The organism is Streptomyces sp. NRRL F-5122 (assembly GCF_001507435.1).
Taxonomy (GTDB): domain Bacteria; phylum Actinomycetota; class Actinomycetes; order Streptomycetales; family Streptomycetaceae; genus Streptomyces; species Streptomyces lannensis.
In genome coordinates, this window is sequence record NZ_LMWH01000004.1 from 150,910 (window position 1) to 170,690 (window position 19,781).

At 70.2% G+C, this 19,781-nt stretch carries 14 protein-coding genes; 8 read left to right on the plus strand and 6 right to left on the minus strand.

Annotation, left to right across the window (positions count from 1 at the left end; genetic code table 11):
• The first annotated feature begins 89 nt into the window (after positions 1-89).
• On the plus strand, positions 90-1,202 hold the full coding sequence (locus tag ADL25_RS02910; RefSeq protein WP_059125993.1) for a hypothetical protein: 1,113 nt from the start codon (positions 90-92) through the stop codon (positions 1,200-1,202).
• A 142-nt stretch (positions 1,203-1,344) separates the two neighbouring features.
• Here the strand turns inward: ADL25_RS02910 and ADL25_RS02915 are convergent, their stop codons facing one another.
• Positions 1,345-2,748 (minus strand): hypothetical protein, encoded by a 1,404-nt coding sequence (locus tag ADL25_RS02915; RefSeq protein WP_059125994.1) that lies wholly within the window; start codon positions 2,746-2,748, stop codon positions 1,345-1,347.
• A gap of 218 nt (positions 2,749-2,966) precedes the next feature.
• On the opposite strand from ADL25_RS02915, the gene ADL25_RS02920 reads away from it, so the two are divergent.
• Positions 2,967-3,716, plus strand: coding sequence for an ALF repeat-containing protein (locus tag ADL25_RS02920; RefSeq protein ID WP_059125995.1), 750 nt, complete (start codon positions 2,967-2,969; stop codon positions 3,714-3,716).
• Between the two features lie 79 nt (positions 3,717-3,795).
• Here the strand turns inward: ADL25_RS02920 and ADL25_RS02925 are convergent, their stop codons facing one another.
• Genes ADL25_RS02925 through ADL25_RS02935 form a run of 3 tightly spaced genes read right to left on the minus strand, consistent with a single transcriptional unit; the run spans position 3,796 to position 6,969 of the window.
• On the minus strand, positions 3,796-4,815 hold the full coding sequence (locus ADL25_RS02925; protein WP_059125996.1) for a TolB family protein: 1,020 nt from the start codon (positions 4,813-4,815) through the stop codon (positions 3,796-3,798).
• Positions 4,812-6,077: an MFS transporter gene (locus ADL25_RS02930; RefSeq protein WP_079050135.1), complete on the minus strand. Its 1,266-nt coding sequence runs from the start codon at positions 6,075-6,077 to the stop codon at positions 4,812-4,814. Before ADL25_RS02930 ends, ADL25_RS02925 begins: the two co-directional genes overlap by 4 nt.
• A 1-nt stretch (position 6,078) precedes the next feature.
• On the minus strand, positions 6,079-6,969 hold the full coding sequence (locus tag ADL25_RS02935; RefSeq protein ID WP_059125997.1) for an alkaline phosphatase family protein: 891 nt from the start codon (positions 6,967-6,969) through the stop codon (positions 6,079-6,081).
• Positions 6,970-7,432: 463 nt separating this feature from the next.
• Between ADL25_RS02935 and ADL25_RS02940 the strand changes: the two genes are divergently transcribed.
• Complete coding sequence (locus ADL25_RS02940) at positions 7,433-10,432, plus strand: bifunctional [glutamine synthetase] adenylyltransferase/[glutamine synthetase]-adenylyl-L-tyrosine phosphorylase (protein ID WP_059125998.1); 3,000 nt, start codon at positions 7,433-7,435, stop codon at positions 10,430-10,432.
• Here ADL25_RS02940 and ADL25_RS02945 read toward each other — a convergent pair.
• Positions 10,420-11,295, minus strand: a complete 876-nt coding sequence (locus tag ADL25_RS02945) for a phosphatase PAP2 family protein (RefSeq protein WP_059125999.1) — start codon at positions 11,293-11,295, stop codon at positions 10,420-10,422. The two genes, ADL25_RS02940 and ADL25_RS02945, sit on opposite strands and share 13 nt — an antisense overlap.
• Positions 11,296-11,403: 108 nt before the next feature.
• On the minus strand, positions 11,404-12,438 hold the full coding sequence (locus ADL25_RS02950) for a LacI family DNA-binding transcriptional regulator (protein ID WP_059126000.1): 1,035 nt from the start codon (positions 12,436-12,438) through the stop codon (positions 11,404-11,406).
• A gap of 423 nt (positions 12,439-12,861) precedes the next feature.
• Here ADL25_RS02950 and ADL25_RS02955 point away from each other — a divergent pair, with 423 nt between their 5' ends.
• From ADL25_RS02955 to ADL25_RS02975, 5 genes are all read left to right on the plus strand, one after another.
• The gene (locus ADL25_RS02955) at positions 12,862-14,136 is read left to right on the plus strand and encodes an extracellular solute-binding protein (RefSeq protein WP_059126001.1); all 1,275 of its coding nucleotides are present in this window, start codon (positions 12,862-12,864) and stop codon (positions 14,134-14,136) included.
• 118 nt (positions 14,137-14,254) lie between these two features.
• A complete protein-coding gene (locus ADL25_RS02960; protein WP_059126002.1) occupies positions 14,255-15,259 on the plus strand; it encodes a carbohydrate ABC transporter permease in 1,005 nt (334 codons plus the stop codon).
• 13 nt (positions 15,260-15,272) lie between these two features.
• Positions 15,273-16,184 (plus strand): sugar ABC transporter permease, encoded by a 912-nt coding sequence (locus tag ADL25_RS02965; RefSeq protein ID WP_059126003.1) that lies wholly within the window; start codon positions 15,273-15,275, stop codon positions 16,182-16,184.
• A 177-nt stretch (positions 16,185-16,361) separates the two neighbouring features.
• Positions 16,362-18,041 (plus strand): glycoside hydrolase family 13 protein, encoded by a 1,680-nt coding sequence (locus ADL25_RS02970; protein WP_059126004.1) that lies wholly within the window; start codon positions 16,362-16,364, stop codon positions 18,039-18,041.
• Positions 18,042-18,303: 262 nt separating this feature from the next.
• Positions 18,304-19,686 carry an alpha-amylase gene (locus ADL25_RS02975; protein WP_059126005.1) on the plus strand — a complete coding sequence of 461 codons (1,383 nt, stop codon included), beginning with the start codon at positions 18,304-18,306 and terminating at the stop codon, positions 19,684-19,686.
• The last annotated feature ends 95 nt before the right edge of the window (positions 19,687-19,781 follow it).

The window sequence follows — 19,781 nt, forward strand, 5'->3', positions numbered from 1 at the left end:
GAGCGGGCCCCGCCGGTGCCTCGGGCGATGTCATTGCCGTGTCGTACTGTTCGCCGCATACAGACATCCGCTCTGCCCCGGAGAGTTCCGTGTCCCCTGTCGCCGCCCGTCTGGTCGCCACGTTGACCGCGCCGCTGTCCGCCTCGAAGGCGCAGGCACCGGAGATCTCACGGTCGGCTGGTCGGACGGCGTTGTTGCAGCGTGGCGACCGGGAGGCACTCTGGGTCCCCCTGGACGACTCGTACGCGCTCGGTACGTCTGAAGAGGCGTCGGTCAGGTTTCCGGCGCCGTGGCCGCAGCGGAGGGGGACGTGGGCCGTGGCGCCGGACGGAAGTCTCGCGGTCTTCGCGGGCGTGCACGCCGTACGGGCGGTGGAGCCGTCGGGAACCGTGCGCTGGGAGATCCGGCACGGGTGTTGGTACGGCGCCTGCCTGGAGATGCACGAGTCGTACGAGGAGTATGCCGACCGGCCCGATCACAAGTATCCGGAGCGCGGTTCGGCCGGGTTCTCGTCGGACGGCCGGCTGGTGTGGGCACATGTGCGTGGCCCGCTGCCGGAGGGTGAGCTGGAGGACGGGGTGATTGACGAGTGGCTGATCGTCTCGGCTGACGACGGTCGGGTGCTCGCCCGGGTGGACGCCTGCGCCGCGGCGGCCGGAAGCGAGCACCTGGCCCATCCGGACCCGGGGCAGATGGGGCTGAGCATCGGGGAGGGTCAGGACGGGGCGCCCCTGCGCTGGGGGCGCTGGGACGGTCGGACCCTGGCCGTGAACTACTTCGACGGCCAGGACCTCGTGCTGATCGGGCTGAACCCGTCCGGCGAGCGCTTCATGACCGTGTCCCATGACCAGGGCACGCTCGCGGTGCGCGATACCGCCGACGGCTCGGTCCTCACGCAGTGGGACGTCGAGTCCGATGTCCCGCGCCATCCGGAAGCCGAACCGGAGAACGACGAAGTCTGGCCCGCCTGGGACTGGGCCGGCGGCTTCCTGGACGAGACGACCCTGATCGCCGGCACCGTCGAGAGCGACGAGGAGTGGGGCGTCGGTCGCCACTGGCTGCTCTCGACAGGACAGCAGACCCCCGAGCAGATCACGTACCCACTCCCTGTGACGAGCGCCGCCCAGGCCCTGGCCGACGGCACCTGGTACACGTACGCGACCTCCGACTTCGGGGTGATGCACATATGGACCCGCGCCTGAGTCTTCTCTTCATGGGCACGGCCTTGAGCCCGGCTGAAACTCGCCGCAGCGCCCGCCGACCGGGCCGACCCCGTCGCCCGGCCGCAACGGGTCCGGCCGGCCTCCGCACGCGAAGGCCGGCCGGGCAGGGGAACGGAACGGATCAGTTGAGCGTCAGTGCGGCGGTGTCGTTCGCCGCGTCCGGGTCGAACGGCGGACGGTAACTGCCGTCGGGGCTCCAGTCCATCGAGACCGAGCCCTGCGCGCCCGCGATGACCTCATCCACCTGCAAGGTCATGGAGAAGTGCGCGACGGTGCCGGCAGGGGTGACGATATCGGCCCCCTCGCAGTCGTACGGACCGTCCGGCTTGCCGTACGTCGCCAGCCGGCAGTTGGCGGACGTGCTCACCACATGGGTGCCGGGCGGCAGGCCGACCTCGGCTCCGATGGTGTCGCCGCTGCGGTAGAAGATGGTCGCCGGGCCGTTGTTCACCATGCTGAAGTTCATCGTCACGGTGTCGCCCTGCGCTGCCGTCGCGCTGTCGCCGGTGACCGCGAAGTCGGCCGCGTTGTCGGCCCGGAGGCTGGTGATCCGGGCGTCGCCGCGGGCACCGGTCATGGGCAGCGACACGGTGCCGGACGGCGCGTCCGTCGCGGTCCCCGGCGTGATGACCTTCAGCGTCAGTCGGCCGCCGGTGCCCTGCGCCCACTGCCGGCCGGCCAGCTGTGACTGAATGCCGGCGTCACCGACCGGCGCGATCTCCGTGTCCAGGTACGTGTAGTACGCGCTGGGCTCGACCCGCACCCTGGGCGCCGGGCTCACCGCGGCTCTCTCCCCGGGCAGCACCTGACCGGGGATCGTGCACAGCGCCGTCTGCGCCTCCCTCGAGCTGAAGTTCGTGCTGTACACGCAGTTCGTGTAGTGCCTGGTGAAGCTCAGTCCCGGCGATGCCGTCAGCAGTACCCAAGTGGAGTCCGCCGGCCGGTCACCGATGTTGGTGAACCGCACCGGGACGGTGACGGCCGAACCCACGGCGACGTCCGTGAGGTTCTTCGCCTGACCCTGGTTGTAGGCCGGGCCGCCGATCTCCACCGATCCCCGGCCGCCGACGATCGTCGCACCGTCGGCGGTGCCGCTCACCGTGTACTCGGCGGTCGACCCGACGGCTGCGCCCGGCAGGGCCCGGATCGTCATCTGGGTTGCGGTACCGACTGTGGAATTCGGCCCGTCCGGGTCCCAGAGCCATTCGGCACACGTGGCCACATGGTGCTTCACGGTGCAGTTGTCCGAGAAGGTCACGCGGGCGATCGTGGCGAGCTGTGTCACGTCGATCGTCAGCGTGCCTTGGTTGTTCAGCGGTCCCGTCGTGCGGAAGTCGAAGTACGGCTGGGCCGTCTTCGCCACCCCCGTCATGTCGGCCGGGGCGACCGCCACCGGAGCCGGCTGCTGCAACGTCACCACCGGGTCGTCGGCCCTGGCCGACACCCCCGTGGACAGCGTGAGTCCCACCGATGCGCCCAGCACCGCGGCCATCGCCACGGCACGGCGCGCCAAACGCAGTTCCACTTGGTTCCCGTCCCCCACTCGAGCGGCATCCCCATCGGATGCGTCGTCAGATCCTAGATCCACTCGCTCTGATCGGTCATCGATCAAGGGTCGCCGTCCGGGTCGCCACAGCTTCGAGGTTCAACTTGGCTTGATGTCGAGTGAGTTGGCCTTGATGTTCGTGGTGTGCCGGGATGAAGATCGGCTCACGGACAGTTCGATCACGGAGGCATGCATCCATGAGACCGACCCGCGCGGCTCTGCTCGTCGTCGCCACCGCCCTGACACCGGCCCTTCTCCTCAGCGCCCCTGCGTTCGCCACCGCTTCCCCCGCCCCGGCAACCACCGTGGCCGTCACGTCCGATACGCCTGTGGACGAGATGTCCGAGGCCGAACTGCGCGCCGCGATAGCCGACATCGTCGCGGACGAGGACAGCGGTGAGGCGGTCGTCCGGGAGGCCGACAAGGCCCTGAACGGCACCGTCGACGACATGCGCACCTTCCTCAAAACCGGCTACCGGCTTGCCCGGGCCGAGGACGACCGGGTCGCCGTCGCGCACATCCTGTTCGTGGCGACGGGTGCCGGTGACAAGCGGGTGGTCCGGGAGGCGAACGAGGTTCTGGACGACGGTTCCCCGGAAGCGGTGCGCGCATGGCTGGAGACCGGCTACCGGCTTGCCCAGGCCGAGGACGACCGGGTCGCCGTCGCGCACATCCTGTTCGTGGCGACGGGCGCCGGTGACAAGCGGGTGGTCCGGGAGGCGAACGAGGTTCTGGACGACGGTTCCCCGGAAGCGCTGCGCGCCTTCAGGGAGACCGGCTACCCGCTCGCCCAGGCCGAGGACGACCGCTTCTACATCGTCCGCATGCTCGCGGACCCGAACATCAGCGACGCCCTGCGCGCCGAGGCCAACGACGCTCTGGACGACGGCTCCCCGCAGACCCTGCGGTACTTCCGCACGGTCGGACAGTACGAGGTCGACGGCTAGGGTCTGTCATACTCTGACCGCCGTCGGCCGGGTGGGCGCCGGCGGGTTGTCGTGCGGTTCGACGGCGGTGGCCGGGCGTTCAGTGGAGGTACGCCGGGGACACCGCCGCCGAGCCGATCCGCTGCGGGGCGCCCGTGCCGTCCGCGGGGACCCGGTACAGATCGGCCCCGTAGTCGCCGGGCAGCGCGTACACGATCGTGTGCGCGTCCCGCCACACCGCCTGGTCGTCGACGCTCCGCTCCTCCGCGAGCGGGGTCTCGCGCATCGTGCGCAGATCGAGGACGTACAGGCGCCAGGGGGCGTCCGCGGGCAGGCCCGCCACACGCTTCTTGTAGGCGATGCGGGTGCCGTCGGGGGAGAGCGACGGGCACTCCACGTTCGGGTGCAGCGTCGTCACCGTGTTCGTCGTCAGATCGCCGCGGATCAGATAGGTCCTCCCCTTCGTGGCCAGGGTCGCGTAGAAGGTGCGGTCGTCCGCCGAGAAGGTCACGCCCCAGAAGTTGACGTCGGGGGACCGGTAGGCGCGGCCGTCCTTCACGATGCGGAACTGCTCCAGCGACGGGATCAGCCGGCCCGTCGTGGTGTCCACGATCGCGGTGCGCGTGGAGAAGTTCGTGCCCGCGTACGAGTCGCCGCCCACGAACGCCGTCCAGGCGGCGAAGCGGCCGCTGGGGGAGACCCGGGCGCGGGAGGGGATGCCCGGCACGTCGTAGTGGGCCGTGGTGTGCAGCCGGGCGTCCAGGATCAGCGCTCGGTAGGTGTCCGAGACCGGGCCGTGCACCGCCTGGAGACACACGCCCGTGCCGGAGTCGGCGTAGAAGCGCAGGCACTTGACGCCGGACGCGGTCCGCGGGCCGCCCGGTGCCGTCGCCGGGACCGAGGTCAGTTCGTCGCGGTGCGGGCCCCAGGCCATGTTGCGGAACACCAGCCGGCCCGGATCGGTCAGCGTGACCCGGCCCGCTGCGACCCGGGGACCCCTGGCCTGGGTGTGGTCGCGGCGCTCGGCCCGCGCCGACGCGTGCAGGACGGCCCCCAGCGCGACCGCCGTCAGGACGACGACGGCCGACGCCAGGACCAGGATGCGGGACCGCAGGGTCATGAGATGTGCTCCCGGGTCGGGCGGAGGGTGTAGGAGAAGACCGCGCAGACCGCGAGCGCCGCGGTCGACGCCGCCAGCGCCGTGCGGTCGCCCCATACCGTCCACGCCGCGCCGAAGAGTAGCGAGCAGGCGAACCGGGCCAGGGCCTGCCCGGTCTGTACGACGGCCAGCCCGGACGAGCGCAGTGCCTCGGGCACGCCGTCGGAGGCCGCCGCCATCAGGACGCCGTCGGTGGCCGCGTAGAAGGTGCCGTGCAGGGCGAGGACCGTGTAGGGCAGGGCTGTGCCGTGCCAGGAGGTGAGCAGCAGGCCGTACGCCAGGAGCAGGGCGCCGTGGCCGGCCAGGAAGATCCGCCAGCGGCCCACCCGGTCGGCCAGCCGGCCGAGCGGCACGGCGAGGAGCAGGAAGGCGGCGGCCGTTCCGAGCGGCAGCAGTGCGAACCAGCGGTCGGGGACCCCGAGGCGCCGTTGCAGCAGCAGATAGACGAACGAGTCGCTGACCGTCGCCAGACCCAGCAGCAGCGCGGCGATCGTGATACGGCGCAGATCACGGCGGCGCAGCAGGGCCAGGGCGGCGCGCAGCGTCGGCCGGGGGCCCTCGGGGGCCGCCGGGGCGGACGCTCCGCCCGGCACGAACAGCACCAGCACCAGGACGCCCGCCACGGCCACACAGAAGCTCACCGTGAACACCGCGTCGTACCCGTCGACCGTGGCCCGCAGGATCAGGAACGCCACGAGCGGGCCGAACAGCGCGCCAGCGGTGTCCATCGCGCGGTGCACGCCGAAGGCCCGGCCACGGGTCTCCGGTGTGCTGGAGAGCGAGATCAGGGCGTCGCGCGGGGCGGTGCGCAGCCCCTTGCCCGTGCGGTCGGCGGCCAGGATCAGGCCGATCGGCGTCAGGGTGTGGGCGACCAGCAGCAGGGGTTTGCACAGCGCCGAGATGCCGTAACCGAGCCCGGCCACCCATTTGTGCCGGCCGCCGCCGCGGTCGGCGAGGTGCCCCCCGGCGAGCCGGACGAGTGCGGAGAAACCGTTGTAGATGCCGTCGAGCAGTCCGAAGCCCAGCGGCGACAGTCCGAGCCCCGCAACCAGATACAGCGGAAGCACCGCCGTGACCATCTCCGAGGAGACGTCGGTGACCAGGCTGACCGTGCCGAGGGCGAGGACGGTGGGCGCGACCGCGTGGCGGCGCCGCCCGGCGAGACCCTGCCGGACGGCGCCTTCCGCGGACGGCGTGCTCGCGCGGCTGTCCGCTACGTACACGTCAGGACGCCCAGATGCCGGTGATGTCCTTGGCGGAGGCCGCGTTGCCCGCGTGGGTCGAGAGGCCCTGCGAGTCCTCCAGGGTGCGCAGCAGGTCGTAGTGGTTGTACGTGGTGGCGCTGCTGGCCCCCGCCGTCACCGGCTGCCCGTACAGGACCGTCGCGATGCGGTTGCCGCTGAGCCGGTTGTCCTCGTCGAAGGTGACGACGAGCAGGCTGTTGTGGGTCTTGGCCCAGGTGGCGTAGGCGCCGAGGTTGCTCTTCAGCCAGGTGTCACCGGAGGACACCGAGCAGTCGTGCATGTCGCTGCACAGGTTGGGGACCACGAAGGAGACGTGCGGCAGCGTCGAGTAGTCGGTCGGGAACTGCGCGAAGGTCTTCGCGGTCGACGTCGGCACGTTGCTGAAGCCGAACCAGGGGTTGTGCTTGCGGGCGTACTTGCCGCTGTTGCACGTGGTCGAGCCCTGGCTGGGCAGCGTCTCGTTGTAGCTCGCCCAGGTGCGGCCGGCCGCGATCAGCTCGGAGGCGAGGTTGCGGGCGGAGGAGAACCCGGGCGTGTAGCAGCCGTCGTCCGTGATGCCCTGGGTGGAACCCGAGAACATCGCGAAGTAGTTGGGCTGGCTGGGGTGGGTCTCGGCGTAGGACTGGGTCAGGTTGGCGCCGCCGGACTTCAGCGAGTTGATGTAGGGGGCGCTGGAGGAGCCGATCACCTGGCTGTAGGCGTGGTTCTCGAAGACCACGACGACGACGTGGTCCGGGGTCGGGACGGCGCCCGCCGCGTGCGCGGGGGACTCGCCGCCGAGCCCGGTCCACAGCCCGATCGCCGCGGCGGAAAAGGCCGCCGCTGACGCCACTACGGCACGGGTGCGGCGGTACACGGAACTGCCGGACACTTCAACCTCCGGTCGGGGGGAGGAGACGGGGTGGCGGTGCGTACAGAGCATGCACACGCCAAGGTTCCACCGCCTCACACCGCCCGGCCCGCCGGATGAAGAGCCGGTGAACTACTCCCCCGAAAAGGCCCGTTGGGCCGCGGAGGCAGGCCCTCCGACCCCGGCGGCGGAGTCGGGCGGCCTTCGGGACGGGACGCGACGGTCGCGGGCCACGACCCTCCGCCCGTGGTGTCACGACGGCCCGGCGTTCCCCGCGACACCGGTTCCCGGCGTGTCCGTGGTCCCGTCGCCCGGTATGCACGTGCCCGGGCGACCGGACGCCCGCGGGTGCCCACCCCCGAATGACGGCGGAAGTCGTGACCCCCCGCACCGGGCCCCGTGCCGACCACCGGGGTTACGCTCAAGCTCGTACGACCTTGATCCGGTGGCTCGGACGAGAGCGGGTTGAACGGGAGGCCGAGGGATGACCGTGCCCCAAGGGCGCAGGAGCAGTACCTTCACGCGTCTGCTGCGGCACGGCTTCACCGACCCGTCGGCCGCCGAGCGGCTCCTGGAGAGCCCCGAGCTGGAGCCGATAAGGTCCGATCCGGTCCTGCTGGAGGCGCTCGGCGCGACCGCCGACCCCGATCTGGCTCTGCAGGGCCTCGTCCGCCTCCTCGAGGCACAGCCGGTCCCCACCGCCCGTCGTGAACTGCTCGACACGCTGATCGCCGCCAAGCCGCTGCGGGACCGGCTGCTCGGTGTCCTCGGCGCCTCCGCCGCGCTCGCCGACCATCTCGCCCGCCATCCCGGTGACTGGCTGGCCCTGGTCAACTATGAGCCGCACGACCTCCACCCCGGTGTGGCGGAGTTCGAACGGCATCTCGTCGAGGCCACCGATCCCGTCTCCCTGCGTGTCGCCTACCGCCGCTGTCTGCTGTCGATCGCCGCACGCGATGTGTGCGGCACCATCGACGTCGCCCAGACCGCCGCCGAGCTGGCCGACCTCGCCACCGCCACCCTGCGCGGCGCCCTCGCCATCGCCTGCGCCGCGGCCCCCGAGGACGCCGGGAGCTGCCGGCTCGCGGTGATCGCGATGGGCAAGTGCGGCGGCCACGAGCTGAACTACGTCTCGGACGTGGACGTCATCTTCGTCGGCGAGGCCGCGTCCGGCGCCGACGAGGGCAAGGCGCTGCCGGCCGCGACCAGGCTCGCCTCGCACATGATGCGGATCTGCTCCGAGACCACCGTCGAGGGCAGCATCTGGCCCGTCGACGCCAATCTGCGGCCCGAGGGCAGGAACGGCCCGCTGGTGCGCACGCTCAGCAGCCATCTCGCCTACTACCAGCGCTGGGCGAAGACCTGGGAGTTCCAGGCACTGCTCAAGGCGCGGCCGGTGGCCGGCGACATGGAGCTGGGCGAGAGCTACGTCGCCACCATCGCGCCACTGGTCTGGCAGGCCGCCGAGCGCGAGAACTTCGTCGCCGACGTGCAGAAGATGCGCCGACGGGTCGTCGCCAACATCCCGGTCGGCGAGGTCGAGCGCGAACTCAAGCTCGGTCCCGGAGGACTCAGGGATGTCGAATTCGCCGTCCAGATGCTGCAGTTGGTGCACGGGCGGTCCGACACCTCGCTGCGCAGCGGTACCACGCTCGATGCGCTGAAGGCGCTCGCGGCGGGCGGCTACGTCGGCCGCATGGACGCCGTGCAGCTCGACGACGCCTATCGCTTCCTGCGCTCCATGGAGCACCGCATCCAGCTCTACCAGCTGCGCCGCAGCCACCTCGTCCCCGAGGACGAGGCCGACCAGCGCCGTCTCGGTCGCTCCCTCGGCCTGCGCACGGACCCCGTCCGCGAGCTGAACCGGGAGTGGAAGCGGCACACCGGTGTCGTACGCCGGCTGCACGAGAAGCTCTTCTACCGGCCACTGCTGGACGCCGTCGCCCAACTCGGCCCGGGAGAAGCCCGGTTGAGCGCAGACGCGGCCCGGGAGAGGCTCGTCGCGCTCGGCTACGCCGACCCCGCCGCCGCGCTGCGCCATCTGGAGGCGCTGGCGTCCGGCGTCAGCCGCAAGGCCGCCATCCAGCGCACGCTGCTGCCCGTGCTGCTCGGCTGGTTCGCCGACTCCGCGGACCCGGACGCGGGCCTGCTGGGCTTCCGCAAGGTCTCGGACGCACTCGGCAAGACCCCGTGGTACCTGCGGCTGCTGCGGGACGAGGGCGCGGCCGCCGAGAACCTGGCCCGGGTCCTGTCCGCGGGCCGGCTCGCCCCCGACCTGCTGATGCGCGCTCCGGAAGCAGTGGCCCTCCTCGGCGACGGGGACGGCGGCGGACTCGAGCCCCGCTCCCGGGCCCACCTCGAACAGGAGATCCTCGCCGCGGTGGGCCGTGCCGAGAACGCCGAGCAGGGGGTCACGGCGGCGCGCGGGGTGCGGCGGCGCGAGCTGTTCCGCACGGCCGCCGCGGACATCGTCGGCTCCTACGGCCGGGAGGACACACCCACCCGGCCGGATCAGGGCGCCCTGATCGACATGGTCGGCGGGGCGGTCTCGGACCTGACGGCGGCGACGCTTGCGGGCACGCTCCGCGCTGTGGTGCGCGCCGGCTGGGGCGACACCCTGCCCACCCGGTTCGCGGTCATCGGCATGGGCCGCTTCGGCGGCCACGAACTGGGCTACGGCTCCGACGCGGACGTGCTGTTCGTGCACGAGCCGCGCGAGGGCGTGGACGAACGCGAGGCGGGCGAGGCGGCGAACCGGGTGGTCGCGGAGATGCGCCGGCTGCTCCAGCTGCCGAGCAGCGACCCCCCGCTGCTGATCGACGCCGATCTGCGTCCCGAGGGGAAGTCGGGACCCCTGGTGCGCACTCTCAAGTCGTACGAGGCGTACTACCGGCGCTGGTCGCTGGTCTGGGAGTCGCAGGCGCTGCTGCGGGCCGAGCGCGTCGCCGGTGACGAGGACCTGGGCCGGCGCTTCATCGAACTGATCGACCCGCTGCGCTATCCGCGGAACGGACTCGACGACGAGGCGGTGCGCGAGATCCGGCGCCTGAAGGCACGTATGGAGTCGGAGCGGCTGCCCAGGGGAGCCGACAAGACGCTCCACACCAAGCTGGGCCGCGGCGGTCTGTCGGACGTGGAGTGGACGGTGCAGCTGCTCCAGATGCGGCACGGCCGTACCGAAGCGGGTCTGCGCACCACGCGCACCCGCGCCGCGCTCGCCGCCGCGCGCGAGGCCGGACTGCTGCCGGACGAGGAGGCGGAGATCCTCGACGAGGCCTGGGTGCTCGCCTCGCGCGTGCGCAACGCGGTGATGCTGGTCCGGGGGCGGGCGGGGGACACCTTCCCCTCCGAGAGCCGGGAACTGGCCGCGGTGGGTCGATACCTGGGCTACGGGCCGGGGCACGTGGGCGACATGCTGGACGACTACCGGCGCACGACCCGCAGGGCCAGGACCGTCATGGAGGAGCTGTTCTACGGAACGTAGGCGCTGCCGCCGACGCCGGCGGGAGCCAGGTTCCGGTGCCAGGTACGCGGTAGTGTGTACGGCACGGCGCCGTACCACAGCGAGGCCACCGCGAAGCCGAAGGCCAGGCAGAGCGCCCCGCCGACGGCGTCCAGCCAGAAGTGGTTCGCCGTGGAGACGATCACCACCAGGGTGGTCGTGGGATACAGCAGGCCGAGGACGCGCACCCACGGCACCGTCGCCAGCGCGAAGATCGTCAGCCCGCACCACAGCGACCAGCCGATGTGCATGGACGGCATCGCCGCGTACTGGTTCGACATGTGCTTCAGATCGCCCGACGCCATCGAGCCCCAGGTCTGGTGCACCACCACGGTGTCGACGAAGTCCCCGCCGGTCATCAGCCGAGGCGGCGCGAGCGGGAAGAAGTAGTAACCGAGCAGCGCCACCGCCGTGGTGGCGAACAGGGCCAGCCGGGTCGCCGCGTACCGGCCCGGATGGCTGCGGTACAGCCACACGAGGACACTCAGAGTCACCACGAAGTGCAGTGTGGCGTAGTAGTAGTTCATGCCCACGATCAGCCATGTCACCGAGTTCACGGCGTGGTTGACCGAGTCCTCGACGGCGATGTCCAGATGCTGCTCCAGGCGCCACAGCCAGTCGGCGTTGGTCAGCGCCTTGGCCTTCTGTTCGGGCACGGCGTTGCGGATCAGCGAGTACGTCCAGTAACTCACCGCGATGAGCAGGATTTCGAACCAGAAGCGGGGACGCCGGGGAGTACGGATCCGTCGCAGCAGGCCCTGCCCCGCACGGTTCCCGCTCTCCTCCGCGACGGCGTCGGCGGCCTGCCTCCGGCCGTCCACCGCTGTCACGGTCTCGTCACCCATAGGCACAGAGTCTGCCAGAAGTGCGGCCGCCCACCGATCATCCCCTGGAAGGGTTCTGGCCCCGATTTCTCCATCCGGTGGACCCCTGGGGGGCCGGACGACTACTGCCTAGGTACGACTCCGGTCCCCAGGTGCCGAAGCGGTCGACCCCCGCACCACCAGCTCCGGCATGAACACGAATTCACTGTGGGGCGCGGGCGTCCCGCCGACCTCCTCCAGCAACGTGCGCACGGCCGCCTGCCCCATCGCCGGGACCGGCTTGCGGACCGTCGTCAGCGGCGGGTCCGTGAAGGCGATGAGCGGTGAGTCGTCGAAGCCCACGACCGAGACGTCCGTGGGGACTTCCAGTCCGTGCTGCCGGGCCGCGCGTATCGCCCCGAGCGCCATCATGTCGCTCGCGCACACCACCGCGGTGCACTCCCGGTCGATCAGCGCGGACGCCGCGGCCTGGCCGCCTTCCAGCGTGTACAGAGAGTGCTGGACCAGCCGCGACTCGATCTCGTCGGCGGACAGCCCGAGCTGCTCCTGCACCGTGCGCACGAACCCCTCGATCTTCCGCTGCACCGGGACGAAACGTTTGGGCCCGAGGGCCAGACCGATCCGGGTGTGTCCCAGCGACACCAGGTGGGTGACCGCCAGGGACATCGCGGCGCGGTCGTCGGGGGAGATGAACGGGGCCTCCACCTTGGGCGAGAAGCCGTCCACCAGCACGAACGGCACACCCTGGGCACGCAGCCGCTCGTAGCGCTGCATATCGGCGGTGGTGTCGGCGTGCAGCCCGGAGACGTAGATGATGCCGGCGACCCCGCGGTCCACGAGCATCTCGGTCAGCTCGTCCTCGGTCGAGCCGCCCGGTGTCTGGGTCGCGAGCACGGGGGTGTAGCCCTGCCGGGTCAGCGCCTGCCCGATGACCTGGGCCAGGGCCGGGAATATCGGGTTCTCCAGCTCCGGGGTGATCAGGCCCACCAGGCCCTCGCTGCGCTGGCGCAGCCGGACCGGGCGCTCGTAGCCGAGCACGTCGAGCGCGGCGAGGACGGACTGGCGCGTGGTCGCCGCGACGCCCGGCTTCCCGTTCAGGACGCGGCTCACAGTCGCCTCGCTGACCCCCGCCTGGGCTGCGATGTCTGCAAGCCGTGTGGTCACGGGATGGGACTGTACCGGCCGTATGTCCGCTTGCCCACCAATGGGACGCCGGGCCCGGGCGGTTGAACGGCCCGCTGCGGGTTGCTGCGTCATCGCGCTCCCTCATCTTCTGATCGGCGTCCGGTCCGCAACGGGATGATCCCCGCGTCGGCAATGTGTGGCAAGAGCTTGCAGAGTCTTGCACAAGTGTCCGTGATCCCGCCGATCAGGCGTGAACACAAGACATCAGGGCCTCACGAGGAGGTCACGGCCGGGTAACCATTGTCGGGTCTTTCATTTTTTTGCTGCAAGACCTTTCGCCGGGCTTTCATCGCTGTTACGTTCACGTCGCCCGGCGGCGGCAATGGCGCAGTCGGCAGTCGGCAGGGGCGGCGGACGGGACCGCCACCTGCAGCAACGGGCTTTCACCCTCAAGGAGAACTCATGCGGCGTGGCATAGCGGCCACCGCGCTGGTGGCGTCCGTCGCCCTCGCGGCGACGGCCTGCGGCGGAAGCGACGACGGCAGCGGCAAGTCCGACGGCCCGGTCACCATCACCTGGTGGGACACCTCCAACGCCACCAATGAGGCGCCGACGTACAAATCCCTGGTCGCGGACTTCGAGAAGGCCAACCCGAAGATCAAGGTCAAGTACGTCAACGTCCCCTTCGACCAGGCGCAGAACAAGTTCGACACGGCGGCGGGCTCCAAGGGTGCCCCCGACGTGCTGCGCTCCGAGGTCGGCTGGACCCCCGCCTTCGCGAAGAAGGGCTACTTCCTGCCGCTGGACGGCACCCAGGCCCTCGCCGACAAGGACAAGTTCCAGTCCAGCCTGATCCAGCAGGCCCAGTTCGAGGGCAAGACGTACGGTGTGCCGATCGTCACCGACACGCTGGCGCTGGTCTACAACAAGGCCCTCTTCGAGAAGGCCGGCATCACCGAGGCGCCCAAGACCTGGGACGAGCTGAAGGCCGACGCCGCCAAGATCAAGGACAAGGCCAACGTCGACGGCTACTGGGGCTCCACCCAGGCCTACTACGCCCAGACGTTCCTCTACGGCGAGGGCACCGACACCGTCGACGCCTCCGCCAAGAAGATCACCGTCACCTCGGACGCCGCGAAGAAGGCCTACGGCACCTGGCTGAGCCTGTTCTCCGGCAAGGGACTGCACAAGGCCGACACGACCGCCGACGCCTACGCCCACATCCAGGACGCGTTCGTCAACGGCAAGGTCGCCGCGATCATCCAGGGCCCCTGGGAGATCACGAACTTCTACAAGGGCTCGGCCTTCACGGACAAGTCCAACCTCGGCATCGCCACCGTCCCGGCCGGCTCGGCCGGCAAGTCGGGCGCCCCGACCGGCGGGCACAACCTGTCCGTCTACGCCGGTTCGGACAAGGCCCACCAGGAGGCGGCGCTGAAGTTCGTCAACTACATGACCTCGGCGAAGTCGCAGGAGACCATCGCCCTGAAGAACTCCACGCTGCCGACGCGCGACGACGCCTTCAGCACTCAGGTCAAGGCCGACCCCGGCATCGCCGGCTACCAGGGCGTGCTCGCCGCCGCCCAGCCGCGCCCGGCGCTGCCCGAGTACAGCTCGCTGTGGGGCCCGCTCGACACCGAACTGCCCAAGATCGCGGGCGGCAAGGAGCCCCTGGACAAGGGCCTGAGCAACGCGGAACTCGCCATCGCCAAGCTGGTTCCGGACTTCAGCAAGTAAGAGCGTGTGGCCCTGGCCGCCGGATCCTCCTGAGGGAAGGGGGGAAGGATCCGGCGGCCATCGGCCCGTGCCCAGGCCCACCCCTTGATCTGCAGACCGTTGAGAAGGTTGTCGAACCATGACAGTCGCCATCGACCGCGCCACCGGCAAGCGCCGCGGTGACCGCGCGCCCCGGCCCGGCCTGGGCCGGCGCCTGAGGAGCGGATACCAGAAGCACTGGTACGCGTACGCGATGATCGCGCCCGTGGCCGTCGTCCTCGGCGTCCTCGTGCTCTATCCGCTGGTGTACGGCTTGTACCTCACGCTCACCGATGCCAACAGCCTGAACACCGCCCGCACGATCGGCGTCAACCACATCGATGCCACGTACAAGTTCATCGGCCTCGACAACTACAAGGACATCCTGTTCGGGCCGACCGCGTACGACCGTTTCTGGTCGCACTTCATCTGGACGATCGTGTGGACCGCGCTGTGTGTGGCGCTGCACTACACCATCGGGCTGGGCCTGGCACTGCTGCTCAACCAGAAGCTCCGGGGACGGACCTTCTACCGACTCGTCCTGATCCTGCCCTGGGCCGTGCCCACCTTCGTCACCGTGTTCGGCTGGCGCTTCATGCTCGCCGACGGCGGCATCATCAACTCGGCACTGCACGCCCTGCACCTGCCGGCGCCGTCGTGGCTGGAGGACACCTTCTGGCAGCGCTTCGCCGCGATCATGGTGAACACGTGGTGCGGTGTGCCGTTCATGATGGTCTCGCTGCTGGGCGGCCTGCAGTCCATCGACACCTCCTTGTACGAGGCCGCCGAGATGGACGGGGCGAGCCCCTGGCAGCGCTTCCGGTACGTCACTCTTCCGGGTCTGAGGTCCGTCAGCTCGACCGTCGTCCTCCTCGGCATCATCTGGACCTTCAACCAGTTCGCCGTCATCTTCCTGCTGTTCGGCAACACCGCGCCGGACGCCCAGATCCTTGTCACCTGGGCGTACTACCTGGGCTTCGGACAGCAGCCGCGCGACTTCGCGCAGTCCGCCGCCTACGGCATCCTGCTGCTGGCCATCCTGATCGTCTTCACCTCGTTCTACCGACGCTGGCTGAACCGCAACGAGCAGCAGCTCGCGATCTGAGGAAGGAGTTCCCATGAGTACGACCACCGTCGAGACCTCCGCCGAGGTGACCGGGCCCGGCGCGGCTCAGGCCCGCCCGCCCAAGGTGCGCAGGCGCGGCGAGCAGGGCCCCGTCGCGTCACTGGCCTCCCACGGCGTACTGATCGTCGCGAGCCTTGTCGCCCTCTTCCCGATCGCCTGGCTGATCTTCCTGTCCCTCGGCCCGGACAAGGACGACTACCTCCACCCCGGGCGCATCTGGCACACGATGACGTTCGACAACTACTCGTTCGTGCTGCAGCACACGAACTTCTTCGACTGGCTGAAGAGTTCGCTGATCGTCTCGCTCGGCACCACGGTCATCGGCGTCCTCGTGGCCGCCACCACCGGCTACGCGGTCTCCCGGATGCGGTTCCCGGGCTACCGCAAGCTGATGTGGGTGCTCCTGGTCACCCAGATGTTCCCGATCGCGGTGCTCATCGTGCCGATGTACCAGATCCTGTCGGACCTGGGGCTCATCGACAGCTACCTCGGTCTGATCCTCGTCTACTGCTCGACCGCGGTGCCCTACAGCGCCTGGCTGCTCAAGGGCTACTTCGACACCATCCCGTTCGAGATCGACGAGGCCGGGCGGGTCGACGGGCTGAGCCCCTTCGGCACGTTCGCACGTCTGATCCTGCCGCTGGCCAGGCCCGGTCTGGCGGTCGCCGCGTTCTACAACTTCATCACCGCCTTCGGCGAGGTGGCCTTCGCCTCGACGTTCATGCTGGACGACTCCAAGTACACCTTCGCCGTCGGTCTGCAGAGCTTCGTCAGCGAGCACGACGCACAGCGGAACCTGATGGCCGCCACCGCGGTGCTGGTGGCGATACCCGTCTCCGCGTTCTTCTATCTGGTGCAGAAGAACCTGGTGACCGGCCTCACCGCGGGCGGCACCAAGGGCTGAGCGCCCTCACCGGGTTCCCGCGCGCCTGACCCGCGCGGGTGGCGGCCGCGGTACCCATCCGACCCCGCGGTCACCGCGGCCGCCTCGTCACCCTCCACCCGACCCGCCTCGACGACCCCCACTCCCTCCCCGCCATAGGCCCGCCCGGGCGGGGACCCGCATCGCATCAAGGACGCCATGAGCCAGCACTCCGCCGACCCGGCCCCGGACACCGCCCTCGCCACCGTCGCCACCCGCCGCGACTGGTGGCGCGACGCGGTGATCTACCAGGTCTATCCGCGCAGCTTCGCCGACAGCAACGGCGACGGCATGGGAGACCTGGAGGGTGTACGTTCCCGACTCCCGTATCTGCGCGACCTCGGCGTGGACGCCGTGTGGCTCAGTCCCTTCTACGCCTCGCCGCAGGCCGACGCCGGCTACGACGTCGCCGACTACCGCGCCGTCGACCCCATGTTCGGCAACCTCCTGGACGCCGACGCGCTGATCCGCGACGCCCACGGTCTGGGGCTGCGCATCATCGTCGACCTGGTTCCGAACCACTCCTCGGACCAGCACGAGTGGTTCAAGCGGGCGCTCGCCGAAGGTCCCGGCTCGCCGCTGCGCGAGCGCTATCACTTCCGCCCGGGCAAGGGGGAGAGCGGCGAACTGCCGCCCAACGACTGGGAGTCCATCTTCGGCGGCCCGGCCTGGACCCGTGCCGTCGAACCCGACGGCACCCCCGGCGAGTGGTATCTGCACCTCTTCGCGCCCGAGCAGCCCGACTTCAACTGGGACCACCCCGCGGTCGGCGACGAGTTCCGCTCCATCCTGCGCTTCTGGCTCGACATGGGCGTCGACGGGTTCCGCATCGACGTCGCCCACGGCCTGGTGAAGGCCGAGGGACTGCCCGACCTCGGCAGCCACGACCAGCTCAAGCTGCTGGGCAACGATGTCATGCCGTTCTTCGACCAGGACGGCGTCCACGCCATCTACCGGCAGTGGCGCACCGTTCTGGACGAGTACGCCGGGGAGCGCGTGTTCGTCGCCGAGGCCTGGACCCCCACCGTCGAACGCACCGCCAACTACGTCCGCCCCGACGAACTGCACCAGGCCTTCAACTTCCAGTACCTGAGCGCCGACTGGGACGCGGCCGGGCTGCGCGTCGTCATCGACCGGACCCTGGAGGCCATGCGCCCGGTCGGCGCCCCCGCGACCTGGGTGCTCTCGAACCACGACGTGACCCGCCACGCCACCCGCTTCGCCAATCCGCCCGGCCTCGGCACCCAGATCCGCACGGCAGGCGACCGCGAGCTGGGGATCCGGCGGGCGAGGGCGGCCACCCTGCTCATGCTGGCGCTGCCCGGGTCGGCGTACATCTACCAGGGCGAGGAACTCGGTCTGCCCGACGTGGTCGACCTGCCCGACGAGGTGCGCCAGGACCCGGCGTACTTCCGCGGCGCGGGGCAGGACGGCTTCCGCGACGGCTGCCGTGTCCCGATCCCGTGGACCCGCACCGGGTCGTCCTACGGCTTCGGCACCGGCGGCAGCTGGCTGCCGCAGCCGGAGGGCTGGGGCGACCTGAGCGTCGAGGCACAGCAGGGCGTGGCCGGCTCCACCTTGGAGCTGTACCGTTCCGCGCTCGCCGCGCGGCGCGAGCAGCCGGGTCTCGGCGCGGGCGACGCGGTGGAGTGGCTGCGTGCGCCCGAGGGTGTACTGGCTTTCCGGCGCGGGGAATTCGTCTGCGTCGCCAACACCACCGGTGAGTCGGTCGCCGTCCCGGCGTACGGCCGTGTGCTGCTAGCGAGTGACGAAGTGACCGAGGCGGACGGTGAGGTGAAGGTGCCGGCCGACGCGACCGTCTGGTGGACGGCCGTCTGACGCTTCGCAAGGTTTCGGGGGCCCGTCGTCCGGGATGGACGGCGGGCCCCTTCGTTCGCCGCTGCGGCACCAACTCCCGGTGATCCTGGCCTGGTTGGCGGCCATGACAGGAACATGCCCGAGGGGTTGACCGCCGTGGTCCGGGCTCGTACGGTCTGCTCCACTGCAAGTGGTTGAAAACTTGCAGCAATTCCCCGCAGCGAGTCCCAGGGTCCCCGACAGGCGCCCTCAGCAGATCCTTCAACGGAGAAGGAACCCCCACATGGCCAGCAGAACGCTCTCCGGCGCCCTCGCCCTCGCGGCGGCCGCGTCGGTCGCACTCGCCGTCCCCGCCGGGACCGCCCAGGCCTCCCCGCCCGGCACCAAGGACGTCACGGCGGTCCTTTTCGAGTGGAGATTCGCCTCGGTCGCCAGGGAGTGCACCACGACCCTCGGCCCGGCCGGCTACGGCTACGTGCAGGTCTCCCCGCCCGCCGAGCACATACAGGGCTCGCAGTGGTGGACGTCCTACCAGCCGGTGAGCTACCGGATCGCGGGGCGCCTCGGCGACCGCACGGCCTTCCGGAACATGGTCGACACCTGCCATGCGGCAGGCGTGAAGGTCGTCGTGGACACCGTCGTCAACCACATGTCGGCCGGCAGCGGAACGGGCACGGGAGGCTCGCCGTACACGAAGTACGACTACCCGGGCCTGTACTCGTCCGCCGACTTCGACGACTGCACCGCCCAGGTCACCAACTACCAGGACCGCTGGAACGTGCAGCACTGCGAACTGGTGGGCCTCGCGGACCTGGACACCGGTGAGGAGTACGTCCGCAAGACGATCGCCGGCTATATGAACGACCTCCTCACCCTCGGCGCCGACGGCTTCCGTGTCGACGCGGCCAAGCACATCCCGGCGGCCGACCTGGCCGACATCAAGTCCCGGCTGACAAATCCCTCCGCGTACTGGAAGCAGGAGGTCATCTACGGCGCGGGCGAGGCCGTCCAGCCGACCGAGTACACGGGCAACGGCGACGTCCAGGAATTCCGCTACGCCTACGACCTCAAGCGGGTGTTCACCAGCGAGAAGCTGGCCTACCTCGGCAACTACGGCGAGGGCTGGGGCTACTTGAACAGCTCGGTCGCCGGAGTCTTCGTGGACAACCACGACACCGAGCGCAACGGCTCGACCCTGAACTACAAGAGCGGCGCGAACTACACGCTGGCGAACGTCTTCATGCTGGCCTGGCCCTACGGGGCGCCCGACGTCAACTCCGGCTACGAGTGGTCCGACGCCGACGCGGGCCCGCCGAACGGCGGCCAGGTCAACGCCTGCTGGCAGGACGGCTGGAAGTGCCAGCACGCCTGGCCGGAGATCAAGTCGATGGTCGCCTTCCGCAACGCCACACGCGGCCAGGCGGTCACCAAGTGGTGGGACAACGGCGGCAACCTCATCGCGTTCGGCCGCGGCAGCAAGGGCTATGTGGTGATCAACCACGAGAGCACGGCGGCCGACCGGTGGTACGAGACGTCGCTGCCCGCGGGCACCTACTGCGACGTACAGGGCAACAGGACCGTCACGGTCGACGGCAGCGGCTGGTTCCAGGCGTCGGTCGCCCCGAACACGGCGCTCGCCCTCTACGCAGGGAAGTCGAGCTGCTGAGTCCGGACACCCGTCGAGGCCCGCTGCCCGCCCTGTCCGGGGCAGCGGGCCTTCGGCCGTCGTGCGACCGCCGATGCAATTGTTTTCCGATGGTT

Bases quoted from the DNA above. Each gene is read 5' to 3' on its own strand.
- ADL25_RS02920 (WP_059125995.1), top strand. From the start codon at position 2,967: ATGAGACCGACCCGCGCGGCTCTGCTCGTCGTCGCCACCGCCCTGACA.
- ADL25_RS02925 (WP_059125996.1), bottom strand. From the start codon at position 4,815: ATGACCCTGCGGTCCCGCATCCTGGTCCTGGCGTCGGCCGTCGTCGTC.
- ADL25_RS02940 (WP_059125998.1), top strand. From the start codon at position 7,433: ATGACCGTGCCCCAAGGGCGCAGGAGCAGTACCTTCACGCGTCTGCTG.
- ADL25_RS02945 (WP_059125999.1), bottom strand. From the start codon at position 11,295: ATGGGTGACGAGACCGTGACAGCGGTGGACGGCCGGAGGCAGGCCGCC.
- ADL25_RS02955 (WP_059126001.1), top strand. From the start codon at position 12,862: ATGCGGCGTGGCATAGCGGCCACCGCGCTGGTGGCGTCCGTCGCCCTC.
- ADL25_RS02960 (WP_059126002.1), top strand. From the start codon at position 14,255: ATGACAGTCGCCATCGACCGCGCCACCGGCAAGCGCCGCGGTGACCGC.
- ADL25_RS02965 (WP_059126003.1), top strand. From the start codon at position 15,273: ATGAGTACGACCACCGTCGAGACCTCCGCCGAGGTGACCGGGCCCGGC.
- ADL25_RS02970 (WP_059126004.1), top strand. From the start codon at position 16,362: ATGAGCCAGCACTCCGCCGACCCGGCCCCGGACACCGCCCTCGCCACC.
- ADL25_RS02975 (WP_059126005.1), top strand. From the start codon at position 18,304: ATGGCCAGCAGAACGCTCTCCGGCGCCCTCGCCCTCGCGGCGGCCGCG.